The sequence below is a fragment of the Flavobacterium sp. GW823-FHT06G12 genome (assembly GCF_058794775.1).
Map to the genome: position 1 here is coordinate 692,419 of NZ_JBXAHE010000001.1, position 26,754 is coordinate 719,172.

A 26,754-nucleotide genomic window follows, 5' to 3' on the forward strand; every position below is an offset into this window, starting at 1 on the left:
AAAATCTAAAATCTAAAATCTAAAATCTAAAATCTAAAATCTAAAATCTAAAATCTAAAATCTAAAATCTAAAATCTTACTCCTGTCCCCAAGTTGATGGGCTCACGCTCCATTCTTGCAAGGTAGATTGTTGCTCTTCTGTGATGTATTGCTTCTGAACTGCTAAATCTAATAGGTTTTCGTAGTTGCTTAAAGTGAACAAATCAACATTAGCTTCTTTGAAATTTTCTTCGGCAACGCCAAAACCATAAGTAAATACAGCTGCCATACCTTTTATGTTTGCACCTTCGTTTCTTAAAGCTTCAACAGCCAATAAACTGCTTTTTCCAGTACTAATTAAATCTTCTACAACCACAACATTTTGTCCTTTTTGTAAAAAACCTTCTACTTGGTTTTGTCTACCGTGTTTTTTTGGTTCCGGACGCACATATACGAACGGAAGGCCTAAACTTTCGGCAACCAAAATTCCAACTCCAATGGCTCCAGTAGCAACACCAGCAATCACATCAGGTTTTCCAAATTGTTTTTCGATGTTTTTAGCAAACTCATCACGAACATAGTTTCTGATGCTCGGAAATGAAAGAATTAACCTATTATCGCAGTAAATAGGAGATTTCCAACCAGAAGCCCATGTAAAAGGATTTTCGGGATTCAATTTAATTGCATTTATTTGCAAAAGCAATTCGGCTGTTTTTTCGGCAGTATCTTTATTAAAAATCATAGTACAAATGTATAAAGTTTTTGTAAACGACAAACCACTTTTTTTGACAAATGAAATCTCGCGTGAAACAGATTTCCAATTGTTCTTGTTGGAGAGTATTGATATCGAGCAGCTTATTATAAAAATTTTTCAAAATAAAATTCAAAAAGCCATTCTATATCATCCCGACGAAAGTGAGATAATGAAAACCCTTAAAGCCAAGATTCCCGTGAATAAAGCAGGCGGAGGTTTTGTCTACAATAAGAAAGGCGAAGTCTTGTTTATCTTTAGAAACGGAAAATGGGATCTGCCAAAAGGCGGAATCGAGAAAGGGGAAGACATTGAAGCGACGGCTATGCGTGAGGTAGAGGAGGAGACAGGAGTAAACCAGCTTCGTATTACGAATAAACTTCAAAAAACCTATCATATCTTTAAACGCAACGGAAAATACAAACTTAAAATCACGCATTGGTTCGAAATGTTTTCCGATTTTGAAGGAACACCACACGGACAAATCGAAGAAGGAATAGAAAAAGTAGCATGGTTAAACCCAGAACAAATTAAAGAAGCACTTAAAAACTCCTACGAAAACATCAAATTGTTATTCGAAGAAGAAAAAAATCCAAGAGAAAAAATGGCTGCGCCAATTGCTTATCGCTCAGGCCCAGATTCTAAAATAAAAGATATTTAAAGTTTTTAGATTAGAAATCAATCATTTGGACGTGCCACCAATAAAAAAAAAGACCCAATCAACTTTGCGTTCATTGGGTCTTTTTTTATTGCTGTCGGGCTTTCGCCGCTACTTCGGTAGCCTGGCTCTATCCCTCACGCGGGCACTCGTCGTTAAAAGTTCATTTGGTTTTTAGTGAGAACTTTTTTATTCGCTATCCTCGTTTTTAATGCCCTTAAGCAAAGCATAAATTGCCATTGCATGGCCTTGCCCTAAGGCGAAATCATTTTTAAGCCAGTTTACAATATCTCCAGCTTTTACTTCAGGTTTTAACTCGCCGTTTGCAGTAAAACCTTTTTGTTCTGCCAAAGTTCTAAACTCAGCGGGACCATTTCCTGTTTTTTCTTTAATCGTTTTTAGGTATCCTTGAAATGACATAAAATAGAAGTTAAATAGTTAAGTAAAACGAAAATACAAATTAAAAGTAGGATTAGTATTAACTTTTGTTTGATTTAATTTTTTTTAATAAAATAGGCCTAGGATATCCTAAGCCTATTATTTGTTTTATCGGTATTACCTATTTGACTTTTTTATAGATTTTATATAATAAATAAAATATTGTGATCCAAAAGAATAAAAGAAAAAGCACGCAAAAAAATTGCCAAGCCATCAACGAATAGTCGTAGTCTTCTATAAGTATATCCATGATTATTTTAGTTTTCTATTTTAATAGATTCTTTTAGTATGTTATGATATCAAATGACTGCTTTTTTTTACCAATATTATGGCATAAATAGAAGAAGTTAGGAGTAAAATTGCTGGAATTGTAAATGCATCATTTATTCTCTTGTAATTGTATACTAGCCCTGTAATGTAAAACATTATAAACAATAAAATAACAAAACAGCTTAGCAAAATTTTATAATTTCTGCTTCTTAAAAATAAAACAAGCAGACCAGATGTAGGAATGGCTATTAATCCTTGCCAAAGTATTGACGACGTGTTATTAAAGAGGTCGTACAAAAACTGACAGAAGTATATAATTAAAAGAATAAAATTTGGTACTCCATTCTCTTGAACGCCATAAGTTAATAAAAAAGATAGTACTGCAATAAACTTTGCAACTCGTAAATTAATGAACATGATTTATTTTAAGTGTTATTTGATCTGTCTTTGGATTGAACCAAATCAAGCACGAATACAAGGTAGAGCAGAGAGCACAATGACTCTCAAATTGCTAATTATTACCTTTACTAAGGTATTTCTATAATAACTTGCCGTCATTTTGAGCATTATCACTATCTTTTTTTAATCGATCAATTTCATAATTAATATCCCCTATTATTGTGATTGATTTATCGTAAGAAGAAAATTTTTGAAAAAATGCTCCAGCAATTGTTACTTGCTCGTTATTTGACTTGTAAGGGACATCTAAATTGGTTATTCTGTACAAATCAAAAACATAAGGGAGAAATTTTACTCCCTTATATTTTGTGGTAATTGATTGATATACTTTAAGGAAAACTTCTTCATATTCTCCAACAGGTGAAACAATTATATTTTCAATAGCCCAAGATTTTCGTTTGCCAAAAACAGGATGTGAAATTTCCTTAAGATGAATATTTTCTAAAATCTCAATTGTAAAATAATTGCCAATCAAGCTTTTATAAAAGTGTAACTCTGTTCGACTCTCTATCGTATTTTTTAATCTTATAACTCCCGAAAAATTTGGCACTAATCCAGCTGTGCTCCCAGATATGTCATGAAAATCTAATTTCAATTTCTCTAAAAGACCAATACTCCATTCTTCTTCATAATAATCTTTTTTACTATTTTTCTTTATTATTTCATTTAATGCTGTTATTCCTGAATAAGAAAAGTAATTTTTATCTTCTCTTGTTATTCCTATTGGATAATACTTCTTTAAACAATCGCTTATTTCTGAAAAGTTCGCAGAAAGATTGTCAATAGTAATATTTACAAATTTGTTATCGATAATTGAAGATTTTAAAGTGTTGGTTTATGCTGTGAGTTGAAGTTGGGTTAAATAACCCTAGAGCATTCTAGGGCTATTTATTTCATATGAAATCTTGGGCACACTTATTTAACTTTTTTATAAATTTTGTACAGCAAATAAAATATTGTGATCCAAAAAAATAAACTAAAAAGCACGCAAAAAATTTGCCAAGCCATTAACGAATAGTCGTAATCTTTTATAAGCACATCCATAATTATCTAAATTTTCTATTTCTCCGTTTTAAAAAATTCAAGATTAGAAAAATAAGACTGCCTATTAATAGAAATAATAATATAAAATAGAAATAGCTTATACAGTAATACGTATCATAATACGCAAAAACATAAAGATGCATATTAAAATAAAAATATATTAGAAAGGAAAAAGCGATAATTAGAAAAATTAGATAGTATTTACTTATTGTTTTCATTTATTTTCGATTGTTAAAAAAAGCATTAAACATCGTGAAATTACCAAGATAAATATCGCCAAAACTTATGTTTGAAATTTTCTCATCCATTAATAAATGAGGAAATTTTGTATAGAAAAGTTTATCTTCAACTAAAGTTTCGATAGCAAGAATTAATTCATTAATTTTTCTTGTATCAGTCTTTTCTCTCTCAATCTCTTCAATTCTTGCTTTTGAATAAAAAGGCTCAGCTGGATGTGATTGTTTTCTAATTGTGTAATATGGAATTAATAAACTTAAATATAAAGAAATAGAGTATAATTCTCCTTCTTCAAATACGTTTAGAAAAAATGTATAACATCTGTCTTGATTGCTGTCCAGAACAGAGAAATCTTCAAAATCTTTTAAAATTGAGTCATCTTGGAATTCTTTTTTTATGTTTTTTCGTAGTGTTTGATTTTCATCCGAATCAAAATAGTTAATTATAGATTGTAATCTTCTATATTCCTTAGTATATAAATATTTTTCTTTATCATCCCAAGGACAAATGTTTTTGGGATAATATATATATGCAAAATTTGTTAAAACATCTTTTATCATTTTCAAATTTAATTTTAATAATTTTGATTTGTTTACTTTAATTTTTAAAATTATTTGATCTTATGGAATCAATTATCACAAAGACCGGTCTCTCTTGGGCTTGTTTTATAGTTTGTTGCAGGTAAAGAGGATGTGGAATTAAAATTTACCGTCCCACCATTTGTATGAATTCTATAATTCCTTATTACAAGTTCTTGAAATTTAGTACGTAATGTTAACTCATTTATTACTGTTCGAGTATATAGTCTAGCCATCTCTTTCATTGATTCATTAAGGGACATAGCGGAAACTGTAGCCGCTGCATCAGCAGTAACATCTCCATTGCCTTTGTTAAAATTTATTGGCATACCAAAAAGCACTGCTTGAGGAAAAATCATTGTATGCGTTATTTCTATCCTGTTTTGAGTAAGAACTACAATTTTTAAGGTTATATTTTTGACCGCAGCTTCTTGCCAATTGGCTCCTTTCTTTGATGTGAAATAAAAGCTTTCACAACTAGGTGGAGCGATTTCAATATTAGTTGCTTCGTCGCCATCACTTGTTCTTCCTCCACCACCTGTAGGAGTTCCCGAATTCCCATTTGAACCTCCATCTCCGCCAAAAGCACCAGCAATACTAAAATCTCTAGGAGCAGGAGCAGGAGATTTCTGCACGACAATAACATTATTTAACGGGATTGCAACAGACCCACCTTTCTGTAATGTATCATCACGTTCTCCACCGTAATTGGCGCTTTCATCAAACATTTCTATCATCTTTGATGCTGTGCCGTTTTTGATATCTTCGTCAAGAAGTGTTATCACATTTTGCACATCGCCAATAACAAGACCGTCTTTTAATTTAGCGCCTTTTAAAAAGCCTTTTTTTAAATCCCAAGTAATGATATAACCGCTAAATAAAGTTAGGTCCTCAAAACCCAGCTTTTTTTGGTCGTCATCAATTTTATCTTGCGATTCTGGAAAAATCTCCTGAATTAATGCTTCATATTTTGAATCTGATTCATACAAATATAACATTTTCTGCCCTTTGTACTCAGGATTTTCGGGATTGTCCTTAACGGGTACGGTTATCCCTGTAGCGTTATCGCCCAATTTGATTACTTGAGCATTTTCCCAATAATAATCAAGATTTCTAAATGCTTCAGTAAATTCTCCCTGTTCTGATTTATTGGTTGTAGAATTTGATTTGTAGCTTTCGAACCAATCTTTAGCTTCATTAATTTTAGGATCTTGAGTTCTTAATTGACCTGTGTCAACTTCTTCATTGTTGCAACTGTTGGTTAAGATGACAGCGCCAAACGCTAGAAAAAGTACTAGCGATTTTTTCAATCTTTTCATAATTAAATGGTTATAAGGTTAGTATGTTTAAAACTAATCCTTATGTTTTCCATTAAACTCCCTAAAAAGACATTTAAATAATAAAATAAGACATTTCTTTCATTTTTAAATCTGGTTTAACTTTGTCAAAGCTTAGCATTTTAGAATTTCAGAAACCTAAAAACTTAAAACTTATTTAATTTCATGTCTCAAAAATCGTACTTTTGTTTAATAAGCAATATTTGAATTATGAGCACATTTACAAAACCAAGCCATATTGGGCGAAAAATTAGCCGAATTCGTGAACTTCGTGATATGAAGCAAGAAGCTTTGGCTCAGGCTTTAGGAACAAACCAACAGGCGATATCTATTTTAGAAAACAGTGAAACGATTGATGAAGAAAAGCTAAAACAGATTGCAAAAGCTTTGGGAGTAAGTGTTGAAGCTATTAAAAATTTTTCTGACGAAGCAGCAATTAATTTTTTTAATAATTTCTATGATAATAGTGGAAGTCATGGCACTAATTTCGGAACCAATAATGTATGTAATTTTAATCCTCTTGATAAGCTAGTTGAAGCTTACGAAGAAAATAAAAAGCTTTACGAACGTTTGGTTCAAGCTGAAAAAGATAAAGTGGAGTATTTAGAAAAAATATTGAAGGATAAATAATTTTTTTGTTCTTTTTGGAATATAGAAAAGCCTAATAAAATTGTTTTTATTAGGCTTTTTAATTTGGTTTATTGTCGCTGGCGCGAGCGTCTCGCTCGTGCTCTTTTAGTTTTGAGTTAGATTGCGTTCACGAGCGGGACGCTCGCGCTAGCGGGGGAAGTTTTTATAACTATTTGACTAGTATTTGTGCATTGTTTAATTAATCAATATTAAAAAGGAAGGTTCTTAGTACTAAACAACCTTTCATTTTTAATTTATTTATTTTGAGTTGTGTCTGTTGGATTTACTTGATGTGGTTCGGGGTCTTTAATTTCAGCTGCATAGTCTTTTACATACTCGCTGACTTCAGTTACATTAATTCCTACTAACCAATCTTGAGTAAAATTGACATCTTCGTTGTAATAATCTGCATTAACCTTTATGGCACCTGTGTTATATCCTCCTTTACTGCTCATTTTTACATATTGTTTTGTGGCAATGCTTGTTACAACTGCAGCTGTAATAACGAAGTATTCTGCTATACGGATATCGTCTTTAAATCTATTATATAACTTTCTCTTATTAATTTGCTCATCTTTTATAAGAACTTCAGCAGTGTCATTAATTAATAAACTAAATGCTTTGTTTGCTTCCCCAGTAACGCTTGCAAACAAATACTTAACTTCTGCACCAACTTTACTATCATATCTCTTTTCAATTAAGTTTGATTTTTCAGGAATTTTTGTTTCTAGTCGAACAGAATCTTTTTTATAATCAGTTGTTACGACATAAACTAACTTACCGTCTTTCATCGTTCTTCTTACTAGTTTTCCAACTAACTGCTCTAAATTTGTTTTGTAGCCTACAGTATTGTGCAAGAAATCACGTTTCGTTAAGTCAAAGGGAATTGTATTTGGAATATTTTCATTTGCAGGGGCAATTGATTCTTGAGAATTATATTGTTTCAATGCTATTTTATTTTTAATTGAATCTCCAATATTAAAAAATTCTAGGGTAATTGAATCACCAGTTTTTTCTTTTAAATCGTCCTTTAAATAGACTGATTGGACATCTTTCTTTTTCTCACAAGAAAGAAATGCCAATGTTGCTAGTAAAATCATTAAATTTTTTTTCATATTTTTTGGGTTTAAAATTCTCGTTAAAATTATGTAAAATTTTTAATGATATCTGCTTTTTTTAACCGATTTAATCTTGTAGTGTGTATTTAACGTATTAATACGTAGGATTTTATATTGTAGTATTTGTTTTTTTAGAATATTGTTTAAAAATAACTTATAATAATTTGAAATAATTTTATAGGATATAAAAAAAATAAATCTTTAGAAAAAAAAGAACTTCTAAAATTATTTTCCGATAGCGCGTATTTGTAATCTGTGCTCGTAAAGTAAAGCGTTTTATATTTCCTCTAAGTACTTTTCTTATAGGTAAATTTGTGCTATTGTGATTTCAAATGTTTAATATAATTATCAAGCAAACCTTGAGTTTGAAGAGAAACTACACGATTAGCAGAATGAACATTGAAATTTAGATTATGTAAATCTATTTCAGATTCATAAACCAGCCATTTGGCGCAAGCATAACACATCTTTGGCAATATTATCATTTTCGTCAAGACCTAAATCATTGTCAAAACTAATTAATTCAGGAAGTCCTTTTTCAAGAATCACTTTTTTAAAATCATGAAAATTTCTGACGACAACAAAATCATTATTAGTTAATTTTTTGTAAACCATATTTACGTCTCTAATATCGTCAAGAAAAAGTTTGTATGTCATAATTTTAATGTAAAATTTGAGATTCAACTTTGTCAAAGTTTTAAACTTTGACAAAGTTCTGCGCGTATAGCTTTGCGATCTTAACGTTTTTCAAAACCACTCTAAAGAGAAAAAATCTTAGCGTACTTTGCGTTAAAAATATACGTCATCAAAAAAACTAAAGCACTCGATAGACAGGATACTGCATATGCGCCTTTTCATAATAAACAGAATGCTTATAAATCCAATCTAATTGTGCTTCTGCGTTTTTAGCAAACTCGCGGTCGTTTTGTTTCTTAGCTTCTAATTCTGCTTTTAGCGACGGATTTTCCTTTAAAAGCTGTCCAGCAGTATCTTCAAAAATATATTCTGAGTAATGCTCTTTTTGCTGTAAAATTGCATCGAAGAAATTCCAATTAAAGAACGAATCAATGCCTTCTGGTTCAAAAGCCTCTACGATATATTTCACGCCTTTTTGATTGGTTGGAACTAGGTAATCTCCTTTGGCGAAAGCCATTTTAACGATTTTAGAAGTTACCGTTGTGTTTCTGTGTATATAATGCCCTTCGTAAGCAGACGGAACGGTTTTAAAATCGGCAATTCTATAACTTTCGACTTCTATAATGGTATCGTTTTTAATTTGTTTGAAGGAGATATTATTGTTTTTTAAAAGGTCAATAATATTCCAATATCCTCTAGGAACAACATAAGCCGTCGGAATCACAACTTCTTTAACCGATTTAAATTCTTTAATGTACGGAACGTTTTTTTTGTATGGTTTTGTGCGGTCGTAATACAAACGATTTCCTGTTGTAGCGTCGCTTTTTTTATAGCCTGCTTCGTAACCTAAAAATGAAAAAGTGGTCGCTTTTGTGCTGTCCAATTCCCATTTTAATGTGTATGATTTTTTAGGCTGATATTGCTCTAAATTTTGTACTCTTAACTCTTTTATTTTTTGATAATTCGCATCGGTAAAATCCATAGTCGATTTCATGTATTCGTAGGTCATTTTTACGCGTTCGGCATATTTTTTCAGCATGTGCGTTTCGACCACAAAACCAATCGTATTAAACAAAGAAGTATAACCCGTTGTATATCGCGGACTATCTACAAATTGCCCAAAACCTTTGTCTGGCGTATCTTTAAATGAATCAACATAAGGTGTCGTTTCAATTTTCTTTTTCTGAAGGTCTTTTACCAAAGCCGGCATCATTTCGTTATTCATAAAATCGCCCAAAACCGTTCCCAGTTTGTTGTGCTGTGTCATAATGTACGTCAGTTTGTATTGATAATCAGAACCATTGCTTACATGATTGTCAATAAAAACATCGGCGTTTATTTTCTGGAAAATCTCTACAAAACTTTTTGTATTTCGAGTATCCGATTTCATTAAATCACGATTCAAATCGTAGTTTCTGGCATTTCCTCTAAAACCATAAATCTCTGGTCCGTCCTGATTCGCGCGAGTTGTCGAATTTCGATTTAAAGCTCCGCCAATATTATAAACAGGAATCGTTACCAAGACAGTGTTTTTTGGCGCTTTCATTTTTCCTGTTGCCAAATCTCTGTAGAATTGCATTGTGGCATCTATTCCGTCAGGTTCTCCTGCGTGGATTCCGTTATTTACAAACAAAACGGCTTTGGTTTTCTGGATTTTATCAAAATCAAATTCCTTGTCAGGATTGAAAGTAATCATGTGCAAAGGTTCTCCAGAATCTGTCAGTCCCATTTCTTTCATTTGAATCGTTGGGAAATCAGCGGCAAGCATTTTCCAATAGGCGATAGTTTCTTGATAAGAAGCAGATTGATTTCCGTTTCCTTTCTCAAAAAAGGTATCGTATTTCTTATTGTTTTGAGCGGAAATAGTGATGGTGAAAAGTGAAAAGAGAAATGTAAAAAGTTTCATGGTTTTGGGTTTTTGATGGTCAAATATAATAGTTTTATTTGTTTCAGGTTTCAAGTTTCAGGTTTCATGTACTTTGTGTTTTTTTAACCGCAAAGCGCGCAAAGTTTTTTGTCTTTGAGGTTTTGTAAAAACGCAAAGTTCGCAAAGCTTTGAACTTAAACTTTGTGAACTTTGCGTAAACCTTTGCGTGCTTTGCGGTTAAAAAACTTTCCCTACTTTTGCAGCATGAAAAAACACCATTCCAACGATATACTTTCGAATTTAGGGATTCAGAGCCTGAACGAAATGCAGGAAATGGCACACGATGCTATTTTAAACGAAAACAACGTTTTATTACTTTCTCCAACAGGATCTGGAAAAACATTAGCGTTTTTGCTTCCTATTTTAGAATTGTTACAGCCTGAAATACTTTCTGTTCAATGTTTGATTTTGGTTCCATCACGCGAATTAGGGCTTCAAATTGAACAAGTTTGGAAGAAAATGGGAACGCAGTACAAAGTCAATATTTGTTACGGAGGACATTCAATTGATACTGAAATCAAAAACTTAAGCAATCCGCCAGCGGTTTTAATTGGAACGCCTGGAAGAATTGCCGATCATATCGAGAGAGAAACTTTTAGAACAGATAAAATTCAGACTTTAGTTTTAGACGAGTTTGATAAATCGTTGCAATTAGGTTTTCATGAGCAAATGTCTTTTATAATTGGAAGATTATCGAAAGTAAACAAACGCGTTTTAGTTTCGGCAACTTCAGATATTGAGATTCCGAAATATACTAGAGTTATAAATCCAGTTGTTTTGGATTTTATTCCAGAGGAAGAAGAAAAGACAAATCTTTCTATGAAAATGGTGATTTCGCCAGCAAAAGATAAACTGCAGAGTTTGTTTAACTTGATTTGTTCTTTAAAGTCAGAATCGGCTATTATTTTCTGTAATCATCGTGATGCGGCAGAGCGTATTAGTGACACTTTAAACGAAAAAGGAATCTATTCGGTTTATTATCATGGCGGAATGGATCAAGAAGAACGTGAGCGTGCTTTGATTCAGTTTAGAAATGGAAGTGTAACGTATTTGGTAACAACCGATTTGGCAGCAAGAGGTTTGGATATTCCAGAAATGAAACATGTTATTCATTATCATCTGCCTTTAAAAGAAGACGAGTTTACGCATAGAAACGGACGTACAGCGCGTATGCAGGCAACAGGAACTGCGTATGTGATCATTCACGAAAGTGAAAAAGAATTAGACTACATTGACTACAAAATGGAGGTTTTGGATGTTGAAGGAAAAGTTTCGCTTCCGAATCCGCCTCAATTTCAGACTATTTATATCAGTGGCGGAAAGAAAACCAAGTTGAATAAATTTGATATCGTAGGATTCTTTTTTCAAAAGGGAAAACTAGAAAAAGACGATTTAGGATTAATTGAAGTAAAAGATTTTGTTTCGTTTGCAGCGGTAAAATACAATAAAGTAAAAGATCTTCTGAAAAACGTTAAAGATGAAAAAATGAAAGGCAAGAAGTTTAAAATCGAAGTTGCCCGTAATGTTATTAAGAAAGAAGAAGAGGAGAAGAGAGGAAAGTATTAAATTTTTAGATTTTAGAGCGTTAATTTAGATTTGCATTTTGGAGTTTTTTACGATTTATGTGTTTGTAATTCAGTGAATTATGATTATGTAGCTAAGTTTTACAATTTTATGTTAAAAAAATAACGAATTGATAGGTGTTTTTTCAATATTTCTATGTTTTTTTGTGTTCGTAAAATTGTAACCCCAAATACTATATGAAAAAGATTATTACTCTTGCCGCATTGTTTTTTACTTTTATTTCGTTTGCACAGGTTAAGGTACTAGAAACAGTTCCTGTAGAAAAATTAGGAAAAGTAAATAATAATTACATTCAGAAAATTGGTGACGAATACACTGTGTATTACACTATCGTTCAAAGTGATGATGATTCGACTTTGAGAAAATTTTCATTCAAAAACATTGATAATGCTTATAACTCTTTATACAACATTATCATGGGCGGATTTACAGCTTCTCCGTTGTACGACATCAAATTAGAGTTACCTAACAACTACATTTGGTTGCACTACACAGGAAATGTGGTTCCAGACAAAGCTACAGTTCAATTTATGGTTTCTGGAAAAGAAAGAGACGCAGCAACAAACAACGTTTCTGAGCCATTCGTAAAAGATCAAATCAGTAAATTATTCCAAAAATAATTTTTCGTTAGAAACAATATATTTAAAAAGCCCGTTCAGTTTTATGAACGGGCTTTTTTGTTTCAGGTTTCAAGCTGATAAACTTTGTCTTTAATTTTAACGCAAAGCACGCTAAGTTTTTTAATTTTAAAGACTTTATAAAAGTAAAAATTTCGCAAAGCTTTGTGGATAAAACTTTGCGAACTTTGCGTATTTTTTTGTGTGCTTTGCGGTTAAATTATTAGTATTCTAAAAAAAAGCTTAGAATCTTAGCATCTCAGAACCTCAGCACCTTTTTTTAAATCTTCTTCACGTATTGTGTAATAATTACAATCTGCTGGCCGTCTACTTTTCCTTCAATATATTCAGCGTTTTCGTGGTCTAAACGGATGTTTCTAACGGCAGTTCCTTGTTTGGCAACCATGCTAGATCCTTTTACTTTAAGATCTTTGATTAAAACTACAGAATCTCCGTGTTGTAGTACTACGCCGTTACTGTCGCGGTGAACTAATTTATTTTCATCATCTTCGCCTTCTCCCGTTGCTTTTGCCCATTCAAGAGTATCTTCATCTAAGTACATCATATCAAGCAATTCTTGTGGCCATCCCGCAGCGCGCATACGGCTTAACATTCTCCAAGCCACAACTTGTACCGGAATATTTTCATTCCACATACTGTCGTTAAGGCATCTCCAGTGATTTAAATCTACATTATCTGGATTTTCAATTTGGTCAATACAAGTGTTACAGGCAAATACGGCTTCATCAATACCTCCTTTTTTAGTTGGAAGGACTTGATAAACTTTTAAATTTTCTTCAGCTCCACAAAGTTCGCATTTAGCGCCACTTCTTTTGCTTAATTCTCTCTCGATGCTCATTATTTGGGTTTTATTTTAAAAATGCGAAATTACTTATAATTTGTTTGGATTGCAAGTTTATGTCAAGGTTTGGATGTTCTTTAAATCGGTTGATTGATTTTTCGCCTTATTTTTCTTTTATCCTAACAGCTTTTGGAACCAATTGTTCATATTCGCCACCATGACGCAATACATCGCGTACAATGCTCGAACTGATAAATGATGTACTTGCAGCTGTCAATAAGAAAACAGTTTCTATTTTCGAAAGTTTTCTGTTGGTATGTGCAATGGCTTTTTCAAACTCGAAATCGGCTGGGTTGCGAAGACCTCTCAAAATGAAATTGGCTTTTTCTTTTTTTGCCAAATCGATTGTTAATCCTTCATAGGTGATAACCGTAACTTTTGGTTCGTCTTTGAAGGTTTCCTCGATAAAACGTTTTCTTTCTTCTAATGAAAACATGTATTTTTTTTCGGCATTGACACCAATTGCTATTACAATTTCGTCAAATAAAGGAATTCCTCTTTTGATGATGTCTTCGTGTCCTAATGTAATTGGGTCAAATGATCCTGGGAATATGGCTTTTCGCATTTCTATTAAGGTTCTAAGGTTCTGAGATGCTAAGATTCTAAGTTATTAGGATTATGGTGAATCTTAGTTTTCTTTTTCTTTTTTTTGAATTTGGAATTTTTACTATGTTATTCTCTTGGTATTAATTGAAGGAACCCATTCGTCTTTATTGCAGTCTTTACAAGTTGAAGTTCCTTTTTTTAATTTTTCAGTATTACCACAAAAAGAACAGGAATATACTCCATCTTCTGGGATACTTCTATTTTTTTTCTCAAAAAGCAAAGGCAGAATCGGCAATCCGTATCCAACATCTTTGTCTTCATAATAAAAAACACTGATTTCGCCACTTGTTTCTATAAATGCATGTTTTACTTGCCCCAAATGTTCAATCGATTTGATGCGTAATTCAGCAAAAAACTCATCTTGCGCCAAACTTTCTTTTTTAAAACTCGATATAGAAAATTTTCCGTCGTTAATCAAGCATTCGGTTTTACCTTCTATGAACTCTTCGAATTTTTTGCTTTTTCCTGTGAGCCAAGTAACAGAACGATAAAGAATTATAATGCTTAGAAATACGATTGCAGCAGGAATTATTCCGACATCTTCATAAAACATCGGATCGCCAGCGGCAGAACCCAATGCAATGATAATTACGGTTTCAAAAACAGATAATTGTTTTACGCCTCTTTTTCCTGCTAACTTTAATGTAAGAAGTAAAATAGTAAACATTACCGTTGAACGAAATATCACTTCCAGAATAAAGGTTTCTGGGAGATTGTTGTAGAATAACCTATTCCATTCAAAGATTTCTTTCATTTTTTTGAGGTTCAAAGATGCAGAGTGACAAAAGTGACAAAGGTTGACTTTGACTTGGTTCAGTCTGACAATAAGGTTAAAAAATAAGGTGCTAAAATCTTAGGATCTTAGCACCTTAAAATCTTAGCAACTATTTTAAAGCTAGTTCAATTGCATTTGTGAATAAATCTTCTAGAGAAATTCCTGCAGCTTTTGCTTGTTGCGGAATCAAACTTTCTGTAGTTAAGCCAGGAATAGTATTCATTTCTAACATATGTGGTTCGTCGTTTACAATGATGAATTCGCTTCTTGAGAAACCTTTCATCTTTAAAACTTCATAAGCACGTTTTGCTGTTTCTCCAACTTTTCTAGTCATTTCGTCAGAGATTCTAGCTGGTGTTATTTCTTGTGATTTTCCTTCGTATTTCGCTTCATAATCGAAGAAATCATTGTCTGATACAATTTCTGTAATTGGCAGTACTTTGATTTCTCCTTGGTAGTTAATTACACCTACAGATACTTCGGTTCCGTCAAGGAAGCTTTCAATGATAATTTCGTTGTCTTCTTTGTAAGCTACTTCAATTGCAATTGGAAGTTCGGCTTCTGTTTTTACTTTTGAGATTCCGAAACTTGAACCTGCTTTGTTTGGTTTTACAAAACAAGGAAGTCCAACTTTTTCTATAATTTCTTGTGTATTAATTTTATCTCCTTTATTTAAATAATAAGAAATCGCTGTTTTGATTCCGTATGGTTTTAAAACAGATAATAAATCTCTTTTATTGAATGTTAGAGCAGATTGGTAATAATCGCAAGAAGATTGTGGCATTCCGATCAATTCGAAATACGCTTGCATTAATCCGTCTTCTCCTGGAGTTCCATGAATAGCGTTGAAAACACAGTCAAATGTGATTTTTTCGCCGTTTACAGTAACTGAAAAATCATTTCTATCGATTGGGAATTCGGCATCATTTTGGTCTACATAAACCCATTTTTCTTTAAAAATGTGAATACGGAATCCGTTGTATTTTGTTTTGTCAAGATATTGATAAACGACATTCCCGCTGATTAAAGAAATCTTGTATTCGCTAGAATAGCCGCCCATGATGATGGCAATGTTTTTCATTGTATATTTTTATTTTTTATTTGTTTTAAGTTTAATGTTTTCAAGTTTCTTCCGCAGATAAAAATGATTTTTCCCAATATTGTCATTTCGACAAAGGAGAAATCTCTGCAAGTAGCTCCGCAAAAATTGTCAATGTTACTGTATGTAAATCCTTCTCGGTTCTAAAGCTTCGGGATCGCGACGCTCAGAATGACAATAATGGCACTTTCTTGTTTTAAACAAAATTATCATTTTTTTTGAAACGAAATACTTTATCTTTGTCGCTAATAAAAATAAATTTATGAGTTTACGTCAGTATTTAACAAGCCGAGTTTTTTTCTTGCAATTGCTTGCGGCCGCAGCTATAATTGCGGTTATTGGTTATTTATTTATGCATTGGTTAACTTTTACAACAGATCACGGACACGAAATTGCGGTGCCGAATTTGTCTAAATTGACTGAAGAGCAAGTAGAACAAAAACTGGACGAGTTGGATTTAGATTACGTTCTTTTGGACAGTGTTGATTACAGAAGTGAATACCCAAAATATAGTGTTGTTGAGCAAGATCCGTTGCCAGGAACAATGGTAAAAGTGGGTAGAAAAATTTATATCAAGATTAATGCTTCTGGTTTTTCTTCTGTGAAAATTCCAGATTTAATCGAGAAAACATATCGTGAAGCTGTACCAACGTTAAAAGCGTTAGGTCTTGAGCCAGGAACGATTACGTATATTCCAAATCTTGGAAAAGATATGGTTTTGGAAATGCGTTATAAAGGAAGAAACTTAAAAGTAGGAGATCGCGTGCTTAAGGCTTCTAAAATTGATTTGGTTTTAGGAGACGGAAAAGCAAGTTATGTAGATGATAGTCAGGCAGACAGTACTGCAGTGCCTGTAGAAACCCCAGCAGATGAACAATAATATTGAAGAAAATTTAGATCTAGAAGACGAATTATTCGAACATTATAGATTTGAAGTCCCAAAAGGTCAAGCGTTTTTGCGTATTGACAAATATTTAATGTATTTGATTCCGAATGCCACACGAAATAAAATTCAGAATGCGGCAACTAACGGAAATATCTTTGTAAATGATATTCCTGTAAAATCAAATTACAAAGTAAAACCTTTTGATGTGATAACGGTAATGTTGTCGCATCCTCCGTTTGAAAATCATATTCTTCCTGAAGATATTCCGTTGAATATTGTTTATGAAGACGATGCTCTTTTATTGATTAATAAAGAGCCTGGAATGGTTGTGCATCCTGGTCACGGAAACTATACTGGAACTTTGGTAAATGCTTTGGCGCATCATTTTGATAATTTGCCAATGAATAGCAGCGAACGTCCAGGTTTGGTTCATAGAATTGACAAGGACACTTCGGGTCTTTTGGTTGTAGCCAAGACTGAAGCTGCTATGACGCATCTGGCAAAGCAGTTTGAAGCTAAAACTACCGAACGTGAGTATATTGCTCTAGTTTGGGGAAATGTTGTGGCAGATAGCGGTACAATTGAAGGAAATCTTGCAAGACATCTAAAAGATCGTATGCAAATGGCAGTTTTTGATGATCCAGAAATTGGAAAACCTGCAATTACGCATTATAAAGTTTTGGAACGTTTTGGTTATGTAACTCTTATTTCTTGTAAACTGGAAACAGGAAGAACACACCAGATTCGTGCGCATATGAAACACATCGGACATCCTTTATTTAATGATGAACGTTACGGCGGGCATTTGATTTTGAAAGGAACGACTTTTACCAAATACAAACAGTTTATAGAGAATTGTTTTAAAGCATTACCACGTCAGGCACTGCATGCTAAAACGCTTGGTTTTGTTCATCCGACTACTGGCGAAATGATGCGTTTTGATACTGAACTTCCGCAAGATTTTAAAGATTGTATTGAGAAGTGGCAGAATTATGTGAAGTCGCATAATGTTGATGAGGAATAATTAGATAATTTGTCAATTAGAAAATTAGATAATGTAGAATCATAAAAAAAAGCTCCCAAAAGGAGCTTTTTTTTATGATTCTATTTTTACATTTCTGTTTAGAAATATTGAAATTTTTTCTGCTATTTCGTGTGCGTCTTTTTCTAATAAATGTTTTTTTATGATGTAGTCATTTGATGAAATAGGAAAAACATCCAAGTATACTTTCCAACCTAAACTGTATTTCCCGTTGAGATAAACTACATTTACGGATTGTAATTTGTACAATTTGCAGTGAAATTTATTATTGATATACAAATCTTCATCTCTAATGCTAAACACATGAAATTTGTTTTTGTACCATTCAAAATAATCATTAAACAGTACATATGTGAGTGCTGACATTGCAATGATTATTGAGATAAAGGTTTCAGCGATTAGGTCAGGGTTTAACTTGCTTACAATTAATAGCAATATTGAAAAGAAAATTATTCAAGGAACAATCAGTGATTTTTTATTGAAATAAAATGAAATAGTCATTTCATTATCTCCATTTTGCCGTATCTCGTATTTTTTCATATTACGAACTTTTAGCTATAGGGTTTTAATAATTAAACCAGTTATTTTGACTTCTCCGTTGGTTATAAAACCTAATTTTCCTTTTTGGTTTAGATTGCTTTTTTCAAGAGAACATTCTAAAGTTGTTTTATCGTCAACAGAAAATGATAATTGATTATTTAAAACTTTAATTTTTACTGAATACCATTTATTGTTTTCTAATTGCATTGGCTTTCTAAACAACGTTTTTCCACCTCGTTTGCCATACGAATCATCTTTTTTATCATACATTCCGTCGCCAATTACTATGTTTTGATCAATCTGATACAAGTATGTTCTAATGTATTTTCCTTTATCCAAATTGAGCATAATTTCGAATAAAGATGCATTTGTCATGTTGACTTTAAAATCAATAGCATAATTTTTTGGGAGCTGTTTTTTTGAAACTAAAACTCCCCAAGGCGAAAGAGAACCGTTTCCTATAAGAGTATCATTTTTTAGAATCCACTCTTTAGAATCGATTGTCCAATTTGATTTTAGTTCTCTAGAATTGTTTAAAGTATATTCTTTTTTTACCGTTGAAATCGTGTTGGAACACGAAATCAAGATGAGTGGTAAAATCAGAAAGACTGCAAATTTTATTTTCATTTAATTTAATTCTGAATGGTATTTTATTTTTCCGATTGAACCTGTTTCTGAAGGCAAAAGTTCGAAAACAGAAGTAGGGGCAAGGCCTTGTTCAATTCGGTGAGAAACATAAATTATACTCACATTTGTTTCTTGTTTGATGGTGTTGATTAATTGGATAACCAAATCTACATTTTCATCATCCAAACCTTCAACTGGTTCGTCTAAAATTAATAACGGCGGATGTTTTAAAACGGCACGAACAATTAAAGCTACACGCTGCTGTCCAATAGAAAGATCAATAAAGCGTTTTTTTCTTAAATGCGTCATTTCTATCACTTCAAGCCATTGATTTACAATTTGTTTTTGATGCGTTGTAGGCTCAGTGTACAATCCGATAGAATCGAAGAATCCTGATAAAATCATTTGTTCTAATGTGTGGCCTTTTTGAAATAAATCGGTCATAGAAGTAGTAAAAATTCCGATTTGTTTTTTGATTTCCCAAACACTTTCTCCTGTTCCTTTTTTTCTTCCAAACAAAAATAAATCCTGTCCAAAACCTTTCGGATTATCGCCTGTAATTAAGGATAAGATAGTACTTTTTCCTGAGCCATTCGGGCCAATTAATTGCCAGAATTCGCCTTGCTTAACTGTCCAAGAAATTTTATTTATGATTTTTCTTTCTTCGTAGCTTACAGAAACATCTTCTAGTTTTATTAATACATTATTTTGAAAAGAGTGTGTTTCTGTCGCTTTCGGAATTGTAGCGGTATTTAATGTTTTAAAATGATTTTCGGTTTTTACAAATGGATGCAATTCGAATGTATTGTCTTTAATTAAAGCTTTATTTGGAACAAAATCTAATATATCGACAGTACGATTCAATAACTGAATAATCGCAATAGAATCGGTTAATTTCTGCAGCGATTCGGCTAAAACAACTCGAGAAGCTTGATCTAAATGATCAAACGGATTATCAAAAATGATGAAATCGGGTTTTTGGTTAATACAGTAGCGTAAAAACTCTTTTTTGCGTTCTCCAGAAGAAAAAGTTCTTAATTGTCTATTTGAGGTTGTGGAAGCTTCGACGCTATCGTATTGAAATTCCTTTTCGATGAATTTCTCGATTGCAATATCAGAGAAAAGAATTCCTTTTTGGTTATTAAAAGCGGCTAAATCTCCTTTTGCTTTGCCTTCAAGTAAAGCGTCTATAAAAGCTTTTTTGTTTACTTGATTTGACAAGAGTATATCCCAGTGTTGCATTGTGTATTTTTAAATTTGTTGGTTGTATTGTTTTTTGAGCCACAGATTAAAGGATTAAAAAAGATTAATCATTCGAATCTTTTTAATCTGTGACAAAAAAATATTTTATTCTGTTTTTTGGGTTGCCATTTCGCGGTCATTTCTTGACCATTCGCTCCACGAACCCACATATAATTTCGGAATTGGAAGTCCGGCGTAATCCATTGCTAATAATGTATGGCAAGCTGTAACGCCCGACCCGCAATGAACAATCACATTTTCTGATTTTTTATCCTCAATTACAGCTTTGTATTTTGCAGCTAATTCATTAGCCGATTTAAATAATCCGTTTTCGTCTAAATTTTCAGTTAACGGAACATTGATAGCTCCAGGAATATGTCCAGCAATTAAATCTAGCGGTTCTGTTAAACCATCATATCTGTTTTTATCACGAACATCGATTACTATATTTTGATCGTTTTTTCGAGCCTTTTCGACTTCATCGATATCAGCTAAAAGCAATTTCCATTCTTGAGAAGGATATGTTGTTTGGTCAAAAGTTTCGATGCCAGAATTGGTTGGAAAACCCGCTTGAATTGCTGCTTGATAACCACCATTTAAAACCTGAATTTTTTCATGTCCAACCGCACGCATCATCCACCAGAAACGAGCCGCAAAATTAGAACCGTTTTTATCATCGTAAACGACTACATGATCTGAAGGTGAAATTCCTAAAGAAGATAGGGTTTTAGAAAATTCCTCTGGAGAAGGCAAAGGATGTCTTCCTCCGTTTGCAGGATTTTCTGGAATTGCAGCCAAATCACGATTTAAATCGACAAAACGAGCGCCTTTTAAATGTTCTTTTTGATAATTTTCGAAAGTGTTTGCGCCAGCTCTAGCATCAACTAAAATGATTTTAGAATTAGCAATTAATTCTTGAGCCGTAATTAATGGAGAAAGAGTAGTAGACATTTTTTATTTTTTCTTTGAATTGCCAAGCCAAAGCAAGGCATTCAGGATTAATTGACTTTGTGTTTTGTTTTCAAAAGTGTACGATAGCGTTTTGTTTGTTCCGCCTTCATAATCAATGTCATTATGTCCCATATTTACATACAGCATTTTGTATTTTTTATTGGTCCAAACAACTGGATAATAACCGCTATGCCAGATTTCATGCGCTTTTGGCCCAGTTCCTAAAGGAAAACTTGATTCGTCTATTGCTAATAAAATTTCGATATCTGGATTTTTGGTTAAATCGTTCGACCATCTGTACCATTCGTTTGGTGCAGAAGCAAAAGTTTTAGGCAAATTGTTAGTTACTGGATGCTGATTTTCTACTCTTAAAACTGCCGAAGTCGGTCGCCAAGTATTGCTTCCATATTCGCCAGAACCAAGGAAAGTATTGTGATACCAGCTCCAATCTTGATTATAGCTCGAATCGTTTAAAGCAAATGCCGAAAAGTGAAATCCGATGAAGCCGCCTCCATTTTCCATGTATTTTTGAAAAGCTTCACGCTGTTCTTTTTTCTCTGGTCTTGTGTCTAAAAATAAAACGACCTGATATTTTGCCAAAAACTTTGCGTTTAAATTGTCCCAATTGCTTGTAGAATCATATTGGAAATGATTTTCTGCAGCTAATTTCGGAAAGTATTTATTGGCTTCGTGTACAAAACTGATATGCGCTTGATCATTTTTTGCAGTATAAAAAGCAATGACTTTAAATTTTGGATTTTCTTTTTTCTTTTGTGAAAAGCTAGAGAAAGAAAGAACTAAAACTAAAAGTAAAATGCTTCTTTTGAAAAGGGTTTGATGGTTTTGGTTGAAAACAGTCATTCAGTTTGGTGATTAAACAGGAATTTTTTCGATTAAAATTTCATTCTCCGATTTATCAAAATAAGTGCAAGTCATCTCCACAATATCAACACGCCATTTCGCAATTCCAGCTTGTGCACAATGATTGCAGAAAGTCATATAATCGGTTTCGCCATGCTGATGCTTTACCAGATTTTCGATAAAAAGTTCTTTATTAGGAAAATCTGCCACTTTAATTTCAGCGTATTTTTCTTCAGCAGCTGCGGTATAATTATTTAAGCCGTAGTAAACGGTGCTTCCATCATGTACATAAGTATCATATCCTTTTACGCCTAATATGATTAGATCCTGAATATAATTTGGAAAATCTTCACCTGATTTTACTTTTGAATGCGCTTCTTTTATTTGTTGTATTGTAAACATATTTATATGATTTTTAAGTTAGGTTTTGCCACGAATTGCACCAATTTACACGAATTTTTTATTTAAAAATTTCGGAAAATTAATTAGTGTCAATTCGCGAAATTCGTGGCAGAAAAAAATATTATTTCAAAAATACGATTAATGGTTTTATAAATGAATCAAAAGATTCAATATGTGGCAAATGTCCTGTATTTGGAATTTCTACGAGTTTTGAATTCGGAATTGCTTTCTGTGTCTTTTTGCCTAATTCAGCATAATTTCCCATCGTTTTTCTCACTTCTTCAGGAACTAATGGCTTTCCTAAAGCTGTTTTATCTCTTGTTCCGATAATTAATAATGTTGGACATCTGATGTTTTTAAATTCATATAAAACAGGTTGTGTGAAAATCATATCGTACAAAAGAGCAGAATTCCAGGCAACGATGTTATAATCTGGAGCAGTTGTCCATCCTGCGCCAAGTTCTGCCCATTTTTGATAATCGGCATTCCATTTTCCATCATAATAATTTGCCATTTGGTATTGCTTAATGCTTTCGTAATTCTGTTTCAATTCCGACTCATACCACCAATCAACAGGTTTATAAGGAACGACTAATTTCCAGTCTTCTAAACCAATCGGATTTTCTAAAACTAATTTTTCTGTTGTTTCTGGATACATTAACGCAAAACGAGTGGCTAGCATTCCGCCCATAGAATGTCCTAAAATCGTTGTTTTTTGAATTCCTAAATGGTCTAAAAGTTTTTTGGTATTTTCGGCTAATTGCTGAAATGTGTATTGAAAATTGTCTGGTTTTGTCGACTTTCCAAATCCAATCTGATCGGGAACAATTACTCTAAAACCTTCTTTTGCTAAAGCTTTAATAGTAGTTTCCCAGTAAGCGCCATTAAAATTTTTTCCATGCAGTAAAACAATATTTTTCTGATTGTAATTTTCTGGAATAATGTCCATATAACTCATTTTCATGTACTGGCGCTGATTGCTCAATTCGATAAAATGAACAGGAAATGGATATTCATAATTACTTAAATTAATGTCCAAGGCTTTTATATTTCCCTGTTGGCCAAAACTTAAGAAAGGAATTAGTATAAATAATAGTTTCAAGATTTTCATTTCAATAGCATTTGTTATTAGGAATTATAAAATTAAACCGAAGCATTTTTAAAACAAAGCTTAAAATCTTAAAGTTATCAGAAAAAAGGCATTCAAAATGATTTCATTGTTTTTAGTGTTAATAATCGATGTTTTTTTGATTTTTTATCGATTAAATGAAGCCGATTATGAAAATAATGTATTTAGACGAGTAATGTAGCACTTCACGGGAGTTCTTTTATTAACAGGAAAAATGTATGTAATTTAGTATCAGAATGTTGTAAGCCTTAAAAAATAGTATTATGAAGAAGACACTACTTTTGCTCCTGCTCGCAGTCCCCACATTTGCCCAAGAACTCAATACTTTTGATTTCGCCGTTATAAACTCAACCTTAATTTCTGCAAATATAGATCTAGATAAAGGCCGGAGTGTCATTGCTGCAAATCAAGATCAATATTCAGCTTATTTTCAGTATGCTCTTACGATGTGTGAAGACGATATCATTTTTGGCGCTGGAATTGACAAGTCAGAAATCGACCGTACATATGTTGGTTACATCGGAAAAATTTGCGATAAATTTAGAGCTACAATAGGTATTGGATATGTAGATTCTAGAAGCGGTTACGAAGGAACTTTTACAGGTTTTAGTATCTCGTGGCATTTTTCTGAAAACACTTATATTGGCGGAAATCTAGAAAACTTGCATTCGTCGATTATTGATTATGATACTGACGAAAGTTTTGATTATTACAAAAAACTGGTTCCTAAAGTTTTTGGAAGCTACGAAATTATTCCAAATGTAATTGCTTTTGGACAACTGAGTTCAAGAGTAAATGATATTGCTTTAAAATATCAGGTTCGCCGATTTTCTGCTGGAGGATTTTATTCTGGACATTCGGTAGGAGGCATTTTTGGAACTTTAAATATCGGTCGATTTGCAGTTTCCTGCAGTACAACTTTTGAAAGAGTAAACTTTGGGCTAAAGTTTGAATAATCAGAAAAGTTTTAGCTGAAAAAAAAATCCCAGAAACAAGATCTAAAATTGTTTCTGGGATTTTTTCATAAGATGGAATATTCTCGTTTATAGTCCGACAAAATCATCACTTTTTGGAAAGATACTCAAAGCTTGAATTGCGATTTCTGGCGTTGGAGAAGCTAGCTTTCTTAGCTTTGTGTCCATCCAAGCACCATCTACAGTAATTGTTGCGCAAAGTGTATCGTCTTCTCTTCTAAATTCATGAACGATTGACCAGCGAGAAGCATCGGCTTTCATTTTTGAAGTTTTAGTATGAATGAATATTTTATCAGAAAGTTTTAGTTCTTTTCTAAAAATGCATTCTTCTCTAAATAAAACAGGACCAAAACCCTGTGTTTGCATTACTTTTAAAGTTAAACCCAATTCTTCTAGAATTTCGATACGATGCTGGGCACCAAAATCGTAATAAGCGCTGTGTCGAACGTGAAAATTTGGATCAAGATCTGACCAACGAAAAGATATTTCTTTTATAAATGAAGCCATTTTGAATATTGTATTTTATTAAAAACTCGAAATTACGAATAAAAAATAGACGAATTACATAAAATTACTATGCGTGCATAATTTTTTTTTGTTTTTGAGATTACAAATATTCTAGTGGAATAATCTATTTAGAAAGCAGTTTTTTGATTTCGCTCGCTATCTTGTCTAAGTTTCCTTCTGCATTTCCGACGGCCACATATTTTATAATTCCGTTTTGATCGATTAAGAAGTTTTTAGGAATTGCATTCATTGCATATTGATTCCATATCACTTCCTTTGGATCGACGCCGAAATTAAAATTTAGACCGTCATTCTTTAGCTTCACTACTTTTTTAGCCACCGCAGTTTCAGCTTCACCGCTTGAGATTGCTAAAAACACAAAATTATCGTTTTTAAATGGTTCAAGAATTTTTGATGGAATATCATAAAACTCTTGTAAGCACGGTGCGCACCAGGTTGCCCAAAAATTTACTAGCACCACTTTTCCTTTCAGATCAGAAAGTTTTACTTCTTTTCCGTCTACAAGTTTTAGAGTGAAGTCTTTGGCTTGATCGTTTACGTTTAAGATAAATTGTTCTTGTTTGACTTGAGGTTTTTGCTCGGCAACGGCGGTTTGATTTTTTTTATCGTTTTCGATTTTTTCTTGTTCGGTAAAAACTTCTACGACTACTATAAATTCTCTATCGCCAATTTTATCGCCAAACTTTTTTGCTAGTGCATTTCGTTCTTCTTCACTAACACCTTTATTCATTGATTTTACATAACCTTCATTGCCATATTTGATCACTTGATCCATTGTAGCAATTTCGTTGTTGATGATAATAACGGTTTCAGGTTTTTTAGCAACTTTGTTTTGAGCGTAAAAAAGTTGCGTTGCGAATAGTATCGCAAGGAAAATAGTTTTTTTCATGTGATTGATTTTTGATTGTTTAATGATTGATGATTATGGTAAATGTAATGAATTATGTTTTTATAAATTCATTTTAGACAGTTCAATTTCAAGTTTATCAAAGTTTTCTTCGTTTTTATCGACAACATAAGGCTTTAGTTTCTGGCATTCTGCCTCAGTTTCAAAAAGCATTTTAAAAACTACTTTGGTCTCATTTTCAGCAAGAGTTTCAAAAGTGGTTAAGATCTGAAAAAGCGGTTTCGAATGGCGTTTCCAAGCAATAAGATTAGGTTTATCTATTTTTATGAATTCGCATTCATTTTCAAAATTTCCTCTTTCAGGGCCATGCATGGTAAATTTCCATATTCCGCCTTCGCGAAAATCAAATTCATGAAACGTATTGGTAAAACCTTTTGGTCCCCACCAATTTTTTAAATGTTCTGGTGTACTCCATGCTTTAAAAACAAGTTCTTGCGGAAAATTCAAAATTCGTGTGGTTACGATTTCTGAATTTGGTGTTGTTGTTAGAATATCTGAAGTCATCTCTTTTGATTTTGATTGAATATCAGTGAAATAAGTAAAGTTACATTTATTTTATCAAATGATAATTCAACTTTTTCAAGATTTAAATGGTTTCAAGATTATCCCATTCATATTCTATTTTATTAATTTTCCAGTAGTACGGAATTAGAAGCAAAATTTCTAAACGTAAAGAAAAATGACCGTCAGCAGTGCTAAAAGGGAGAATGAATAATGAAGCAATACATATTGCAATGCCAACTATTGCATCTATTTTGGCAATCGTAATGGCATTTGATTTTTCAAACCAAAGCGAGTAGGCAGCAAATCCTTTTAAAAGCATAACTGCGATAATAAAAAGTCCAATTCCTGAATAAGCAGTATTGGTAGAAAATCCGTAAAGAGATAAATTTACATTTGGAACAAAGAGATTTGTAATAAGCGAAGCTATTGCACCTACACTCATAAGCATAAAAATCCAGCAAAAGACTTTGATCCACCAAGGGAGCAATTTACGTCTTATTATTTCTGGTTTTTCAAATTCGTCAAATTGGCCTTTTAATTCCTGTTCCATCTTTTT

30 protein-coding genes are annotated in these 26,754 nt (G+C 32.6%); 7 read left to right on the plus strand and 23 right to left on the minus strand.

Annotation, left to right across the window (positions count from 1 at the left end; all coding sequences use genetic code 11):
* Window positions 1–76: 76 nt before the first annotated feature.
* Complete coding sequence (gene pyrE, locus AC1Q5Z_RS03010; protein ID WP_343589395.1) at window positions 77–721, minus strand: orotate phosphoribosyltransferase; 645 nt, start codon at window positions 719–721, stop codon at window positions 77–79.
* A gap of 7 nt (window positions 722–728) precedes the next feature.
* On the opposite strand from pyrE, the gene AC1Q5Z_RS03015 reads away from it, so the two are divergent.
* Complete coding sequence (locus AC1Q5Z_RS03015) at window positions 729–1,391, plus strand: NUDIX hydrolase (RefSeq protein ID WP_343589393.1); 663 nt, start codon at window positions 729–731, stop codon at window positions 1,389–1,391.
* A gap of 186 nt (window positions 1,392–1,577) precedes the next feature.
* Here AC1Q5Z_RS03015 and AC1Q5Z_RS03020 read toward each other — a convergent pair whose 3' ends face one another.
* The 4 genes from AC1Q5Z_RS03020 to AC1Q5Z_RS03035 all read right to left on the minus strand — a co-directional run bounded on the left by AC1Q5Z_RS03020 (window position 1,578) and on the right by AC1Q5Z_RS03035 (window position 5,733).
* Window positions 1,578–1,808 (minus strand): DUF4287 domain-containing protein, encoded by a 231-nt coding sequence (locus AC1Q5Z_RS03020; protein ID WP_250835607.1) that lies wholly within the window; start codon window positions 1,806–1,808, stop codon window positions 1,578–1,580.
* A gap of 826 nt (window positions 1,809–2,634) precedes the next feature.
* Window positions 2,635–3,150: a hypothetical protein gene (locus tag AC1Q5Z_RS03025; protein ID WP_492443780.1), complete on the minus strand. Its 516-nt coding sequence runs from the start codon at window positions 3,148–3,150 to the stop codon at window positions 2,635–2,637.
* A gap of 667 nt (window positions 3,151–3,817) precedes the next feature.
* Window positions 3,818–4,396: a hypothetical protein gene (locus tag AC1Q5Z_RS03030; RefSeq protein ID WP_492443781.1), complete on the minus strand. Its 579-nt coding sequence runs from the start codon at window positions 4,394–4,396 to the stop codon at window positions 3,818–3,820.
* Window positions 4,397–4,464: 68 nt separating this feature from the next.
* On the minus strand, window positions 4,465–5,733 hold the full coding sequence (locus AC1Q5Z_RS03035) for a hypothetical protein (protein ID WP_492443782.1): 1,269 nt from the start codon (window positions 5,731–5,733) through the stop codon (window positions 4,465–4,467).
* Window positions 5,734–5,961: 228 nt separating this feature from the next.
* Here AC1Q5Z_RS03035 and AC1Q5Z_RS03040 point away from each other — a divergent pair, with 228 nt between their 5' ends.
* Window positions 5,962–6,381: a helix-turn-helix domain-containing protein gene (locus tag AC1Q5Z_RS03040; protein WP_492443783.1), complete on the plus strand. Its 420-nt coding sequence runs from the start codon at window positions 5,962–5,964 to the stop codon at window positions 6,379–6,381.
* Window positions 6,382–6,635: 254 nt separating this feature from the next.
* On the opposite strand, the gene AC1Q5Z_RS03045 is transcribed toward AC1Q5Z_RS03040, so the two are convergent.
* The 3 genes from AC1Q5Z_RS03045 to AC1Q5Z_RS03055 form a co-directional block, all read right to left on the minus strand.
* Window positions 6,636–7,496, minus strand: a complete 861-nt coding sequence (locus tag AC1Q5Z_RS03045; RefSeq protein WP_343589383.1) for a hypothetical protein — start codon at window positions 7,494–7,496, stop codon at window positions 6,636–6,638.
* A 435-nt stretch (window positions 7,497–7,931) separates the two neighbouring features.
* Window positions 7,932–8,156, minus strand: a complete 225-nt coding sequence (locus AC1Q5Z_RS03050) for a cyclic-phosphate processing receiver domain-containing protein (protein WP_343589381.1) — start codon at window positions 8,154–8,156, stop codon at window positions 7,932–7,934.
* Between the two features lie 157 nt (window positions 8,157–8,313).
* On the minus strand, window positions 8,314–10,041 hold the full coding sequence (locus AC1Q5Z_RS03055; RefSeq protein ID WP_492443784.1) for a M14 family metallopeptidase: 1,728 nt from the start codon (window positions 10,039–10,041) through the stop codon (window positions 8,314–8,316).
* A gap of 225 nt (window positions 10,042–10,266) precedes the next feature.
* Between AC1Q5Z_RS03055 and AC1Q5Z_RS03060 the strand changes: the two genes are divergently transcribed.
* Together AC1Q5Z_RS03060 and AC1Q5Z_RS03065 are read left to right on the plus strand one after the other, a co-directional pair.
* Entirely contained in the window at window positions 10,267–11,628 is a 1,362-nt protein-coding gene (locus AC1Q5Z_RS03060) for a DEAD/DEAH box helicase (RefSeq protein ID WP_492443785.1), read from the plus strand.
* A gap of 194 nt (window positions 11,629–11,822) precedes the next feature.
* The gene (locus AC1Q5Z_RS03065; protein WP_198856177.1) at window positions 11,823–12,266 is read left to right on the plus strand and encodes a hypothetical protein; all 444 of its coding nucleotides are present in this window, start codon (window positions 11,823–11,825) and stop codon (window positions 12,264–12,266) included.
* 277 nt (window positions 12,267–12,543) lie between these two features.
* Here AC1Q5Z_RS03065 and AC1Q5Z_RS03070 read toward each other — a convergent pair whose 3' ends face one another.
* From AC1Q5Z_RS03070 to AC1Q5Z_RS03085, 4 genes are all read right to left on the minus strand, one after another.
* Complete coding sequence (locus tag AC1Q5Z_RS03070; protein WP_198856176.1) at window positions 12,544–13,122, minus strand: PhnA domain-containing protein; 579 nt, start codon at window positions 13,120–13,122, stop codon at window positions 12,544–12,546.
* A 106-nt stretch (window positions 13,123–13,228) separates the two neighbouring features.
* Window positions 13,229–13,690, minus strand: coding sequence for a pantetheine-phosphate adenylyltransferase (gene coaD, locus AC1Q5Z_RS03075; RefSeq protein ID WP_198856175.1), 462 nt, complete (start codon window positions 13,688–13,690; stop codon window positions 13,229–13,231).
* A gap of 102 nt (window positions 13,691–13,792) precedes the next feature.
* Window positions 13,793–14,485 carry a DUF421 domain-containing protein gene (locus tag AC1Q5Z_RS03080; RefSeq protein ID WP_343589375.1) on the minus strand — a complete coding sequence of 231 codons (693 nt, stop codon included), beginning with the start codon at window positions 14,483–14,485 and terminating at the stop codon, window positions 13,793–13,795.
* Between the two features lie 130 nt (window positions 14,486–14,615).
* A complete protein-coding gene (locus AC1Q5Z_RS03085) occupies window positions 14,616–15,587 on the minus strand; it encodes a D-alanine--D-alanine ligase (protein WP_343589374.1) in 972 nt (323 codons plus the stop codon).
* 280 nt (window positions 15,588–15,867) lie between these two features.
* Between AC1Q5Z_RS03085 and AC1Q5Z_RS03090 the strand changes: the two genes are divergently transcribed.
* Window positions 15,868–16,485: a PASTA domain-containing protein gene (locus AC1Q5Z_RS03090; RefSeq protein ID WP_198856172.1), complete on the plus strand. Its 618-nt coding sequence runs from the start codon at window positions 15,868–15,870 to the stop codon at window positions 16,483–16,485.
* Window positions 16,475–17,515 (plus strand): RluA family pseudouridine synthase, encoded by a 1,041-nt coding sequence (locus tag AC1Q5Z_RS03095; RefSeq protein WP_198856171.1) that lies wholly within the window; start codon window positions 16,475–16,477, stop codon window positions 17,513–17,515. Before AC1Q5Z_RS03090 ends, AC1Q5Z_RS03095 begins: the two co-directional genes overlap by 11 nt.
* Before the next feature lie 72 nt (window positions 17,516–17,587).
* On the opposite strand, the gene AC1Q5Z_RS03100 is transcribed toward AC1Q5Z_RS03095, so the two are convergent.
* The 7 genes from AC1Q5Z_RS03100 to AC1Q5Z_RS03130 all read right to left on the minus strand — a co-directional run bounded on the left by AC1Q5Z_RS03100 (window position 17,588) and on the right by AC1Q5Z_RS03130 (window position 23,267).
* Window positions 17,588–17,899: a hypothetical protein gene (locus AC1Q5Z_RS03100; RefSeq protein ID WP_278022111.1), complete on the minus strand. Its 312-nt coding sequence runs from the start codon at window positions 17,897–17,899 to the stop codon at window positions 17,588–17,590.
* Window positions 17,900–18,088: 189 nt separating this feature from the next.
* A complete protein-coding gene (locus AC1Q5Z_RS03105; protein ID WP_343589882.1) occupies window positions 18,089–18,700 on the minus strand; it encodes a 3-keto-alpha-glucoside-1,2-lyase-like domain-containing protein in 612 nt (203 codons plus the stop codon).
* On the minus strand, window positions 18,701–19,942 hold the full coding sequence (locus AC1Q5Z_RS03110; protein ID WP_343589880.1) for an ATP-binding cassette domain-containing protein: 1,242 nt from the start codon (window positions 19,940–19,942) through the stop codon (window positions 18,701–18,703).
* 105 nt (window positions 19,943–20,047) lie between these two features.
* A complete protein-coding gene (locus AC1Q5Z_RS03115; protein WP_492443786.1) occupies window positions 20,048–20,893 on the minus strand; it encodes a sulfurtransferase in 846 nt (281 codons plus the stop codon).
* A gap of 3 nt (window positions 20,894–20,896) precedes the next feature.
* Window positions 20,897–21,754 (minus strand): ThuA domain-containing protein, encoded by an 858-nt coding sequence (locus tag AC1Q5Z_RS03120; RefSeq protein ID WP_492443787.1) that lies wholly within the window; start codon window positions 21,752–21,754, stop codon window positions 20,897–20,899.
* 12 nt (window positions 21,755–21,766) lie between these two features.
* Entirely contained in the window at window positions 21,767–22,156 is a 390-nt protein-coding gene (locus AC1Q5Z_RS03125; RefSeq protein ID WP_198856165.1) for a DUF1398 domain-containing protein, read from the minus strand.
* A 121-nt stretch (window positions 22,157–22,277) separates the two neighbouring features.
* Window positions 22,278–23,267: an alpha/beta fold hydrolase gene (locus tag AC1Q5Z_RS03130; protein ID WP_492443788.1), complete on the minus strand. Its 990-nt coding sequence runs from the start codon at window positions 23,265–23,267 to the stop codon at window positions 22,278–22,280.
* Between the two features lie 281 nt (window positions 23,268–23,548).
* Here AC1Q5Z_RS03130 and AC1Q5Z_RS03135 point away from each other — a divergent pair, with 281 nt between their 5' ends.
* Window positions 23,549–24,241 (plus strand): hypothetical protein, encoded by a 693-nt coding sequence (locus AC1Q5Z_RS03135; RefSeq protein ID WP_492443789.1) that lies wholly within the window; start codon window positions 23,549–23,551, stop codon window positions 24,239–24,241.
* 87 nt (window positions 24,242–24,328) lie between these two features.
* Here AC1Q5Z_RS03135 and AC1Q5Z_RS03140 read toward each other — a convergent pair whose 3' ends face one another.
* The 4 genes from AC1Q5Z_RS03140 to AC1Q5Z_RS03155 all read right to left on the minus strand — a co-directional run bounded on the left by AC1Q5Z_RS03140 (window position 24,329) and on the right by AC1Q5Z_RS03155 (window position 26,748).
* A complete protein-coding gene (locus AC1Q5Z_RS03140) occupies window positions 24,329–24,766 on the minus strand; it encodes an acyl-CoA thioesterase (protein ID WP_198856162.1) in 438 nt (145 codons plus the stop codon).
* Between the two features lie 124 nt (window positions 24,767–24,890).
* On the minus strand, window positions 24,891–25,676 hold the full coding sequence (locus AC1Q5Z_RS03145; protein WP_343589868.1) for a TlpA family protein disulfide reductase: 786 nt from the start codon (window positions 25,674–25,676) through the stop codon (window positions 24,891–24,893).
* Window positions 25,677–25,736: 60 nt separating this feature from the next.
* Window positions 25,737–26,198, minus strand: coding sequence for an SRPBCC family protein (locus AC1Q5Z_RS03150; RefSeq protein ID WP_492443790.1), 462 nt, complete (start codon window positions 26,196–26,198; stop codon window positions 25,737–25,739).
* An 82-nt stretch (window positions 26,199–26,280) separates the two neighbouring features.
* Window positions 26,281–26,748: a hypothetical protein gene (locus tag AC1Q5Z_RS03155; protein ID WP_198856159.1), complete on the minus strand. Its 468-nt coding sequence runs from the start codon at window positions 26,746–26,748 to the stop codon at window positions 26,281–26,283.
* Between the last annotated feature and the right edge of the window lie 6 nt (window positions 26,749–26,754).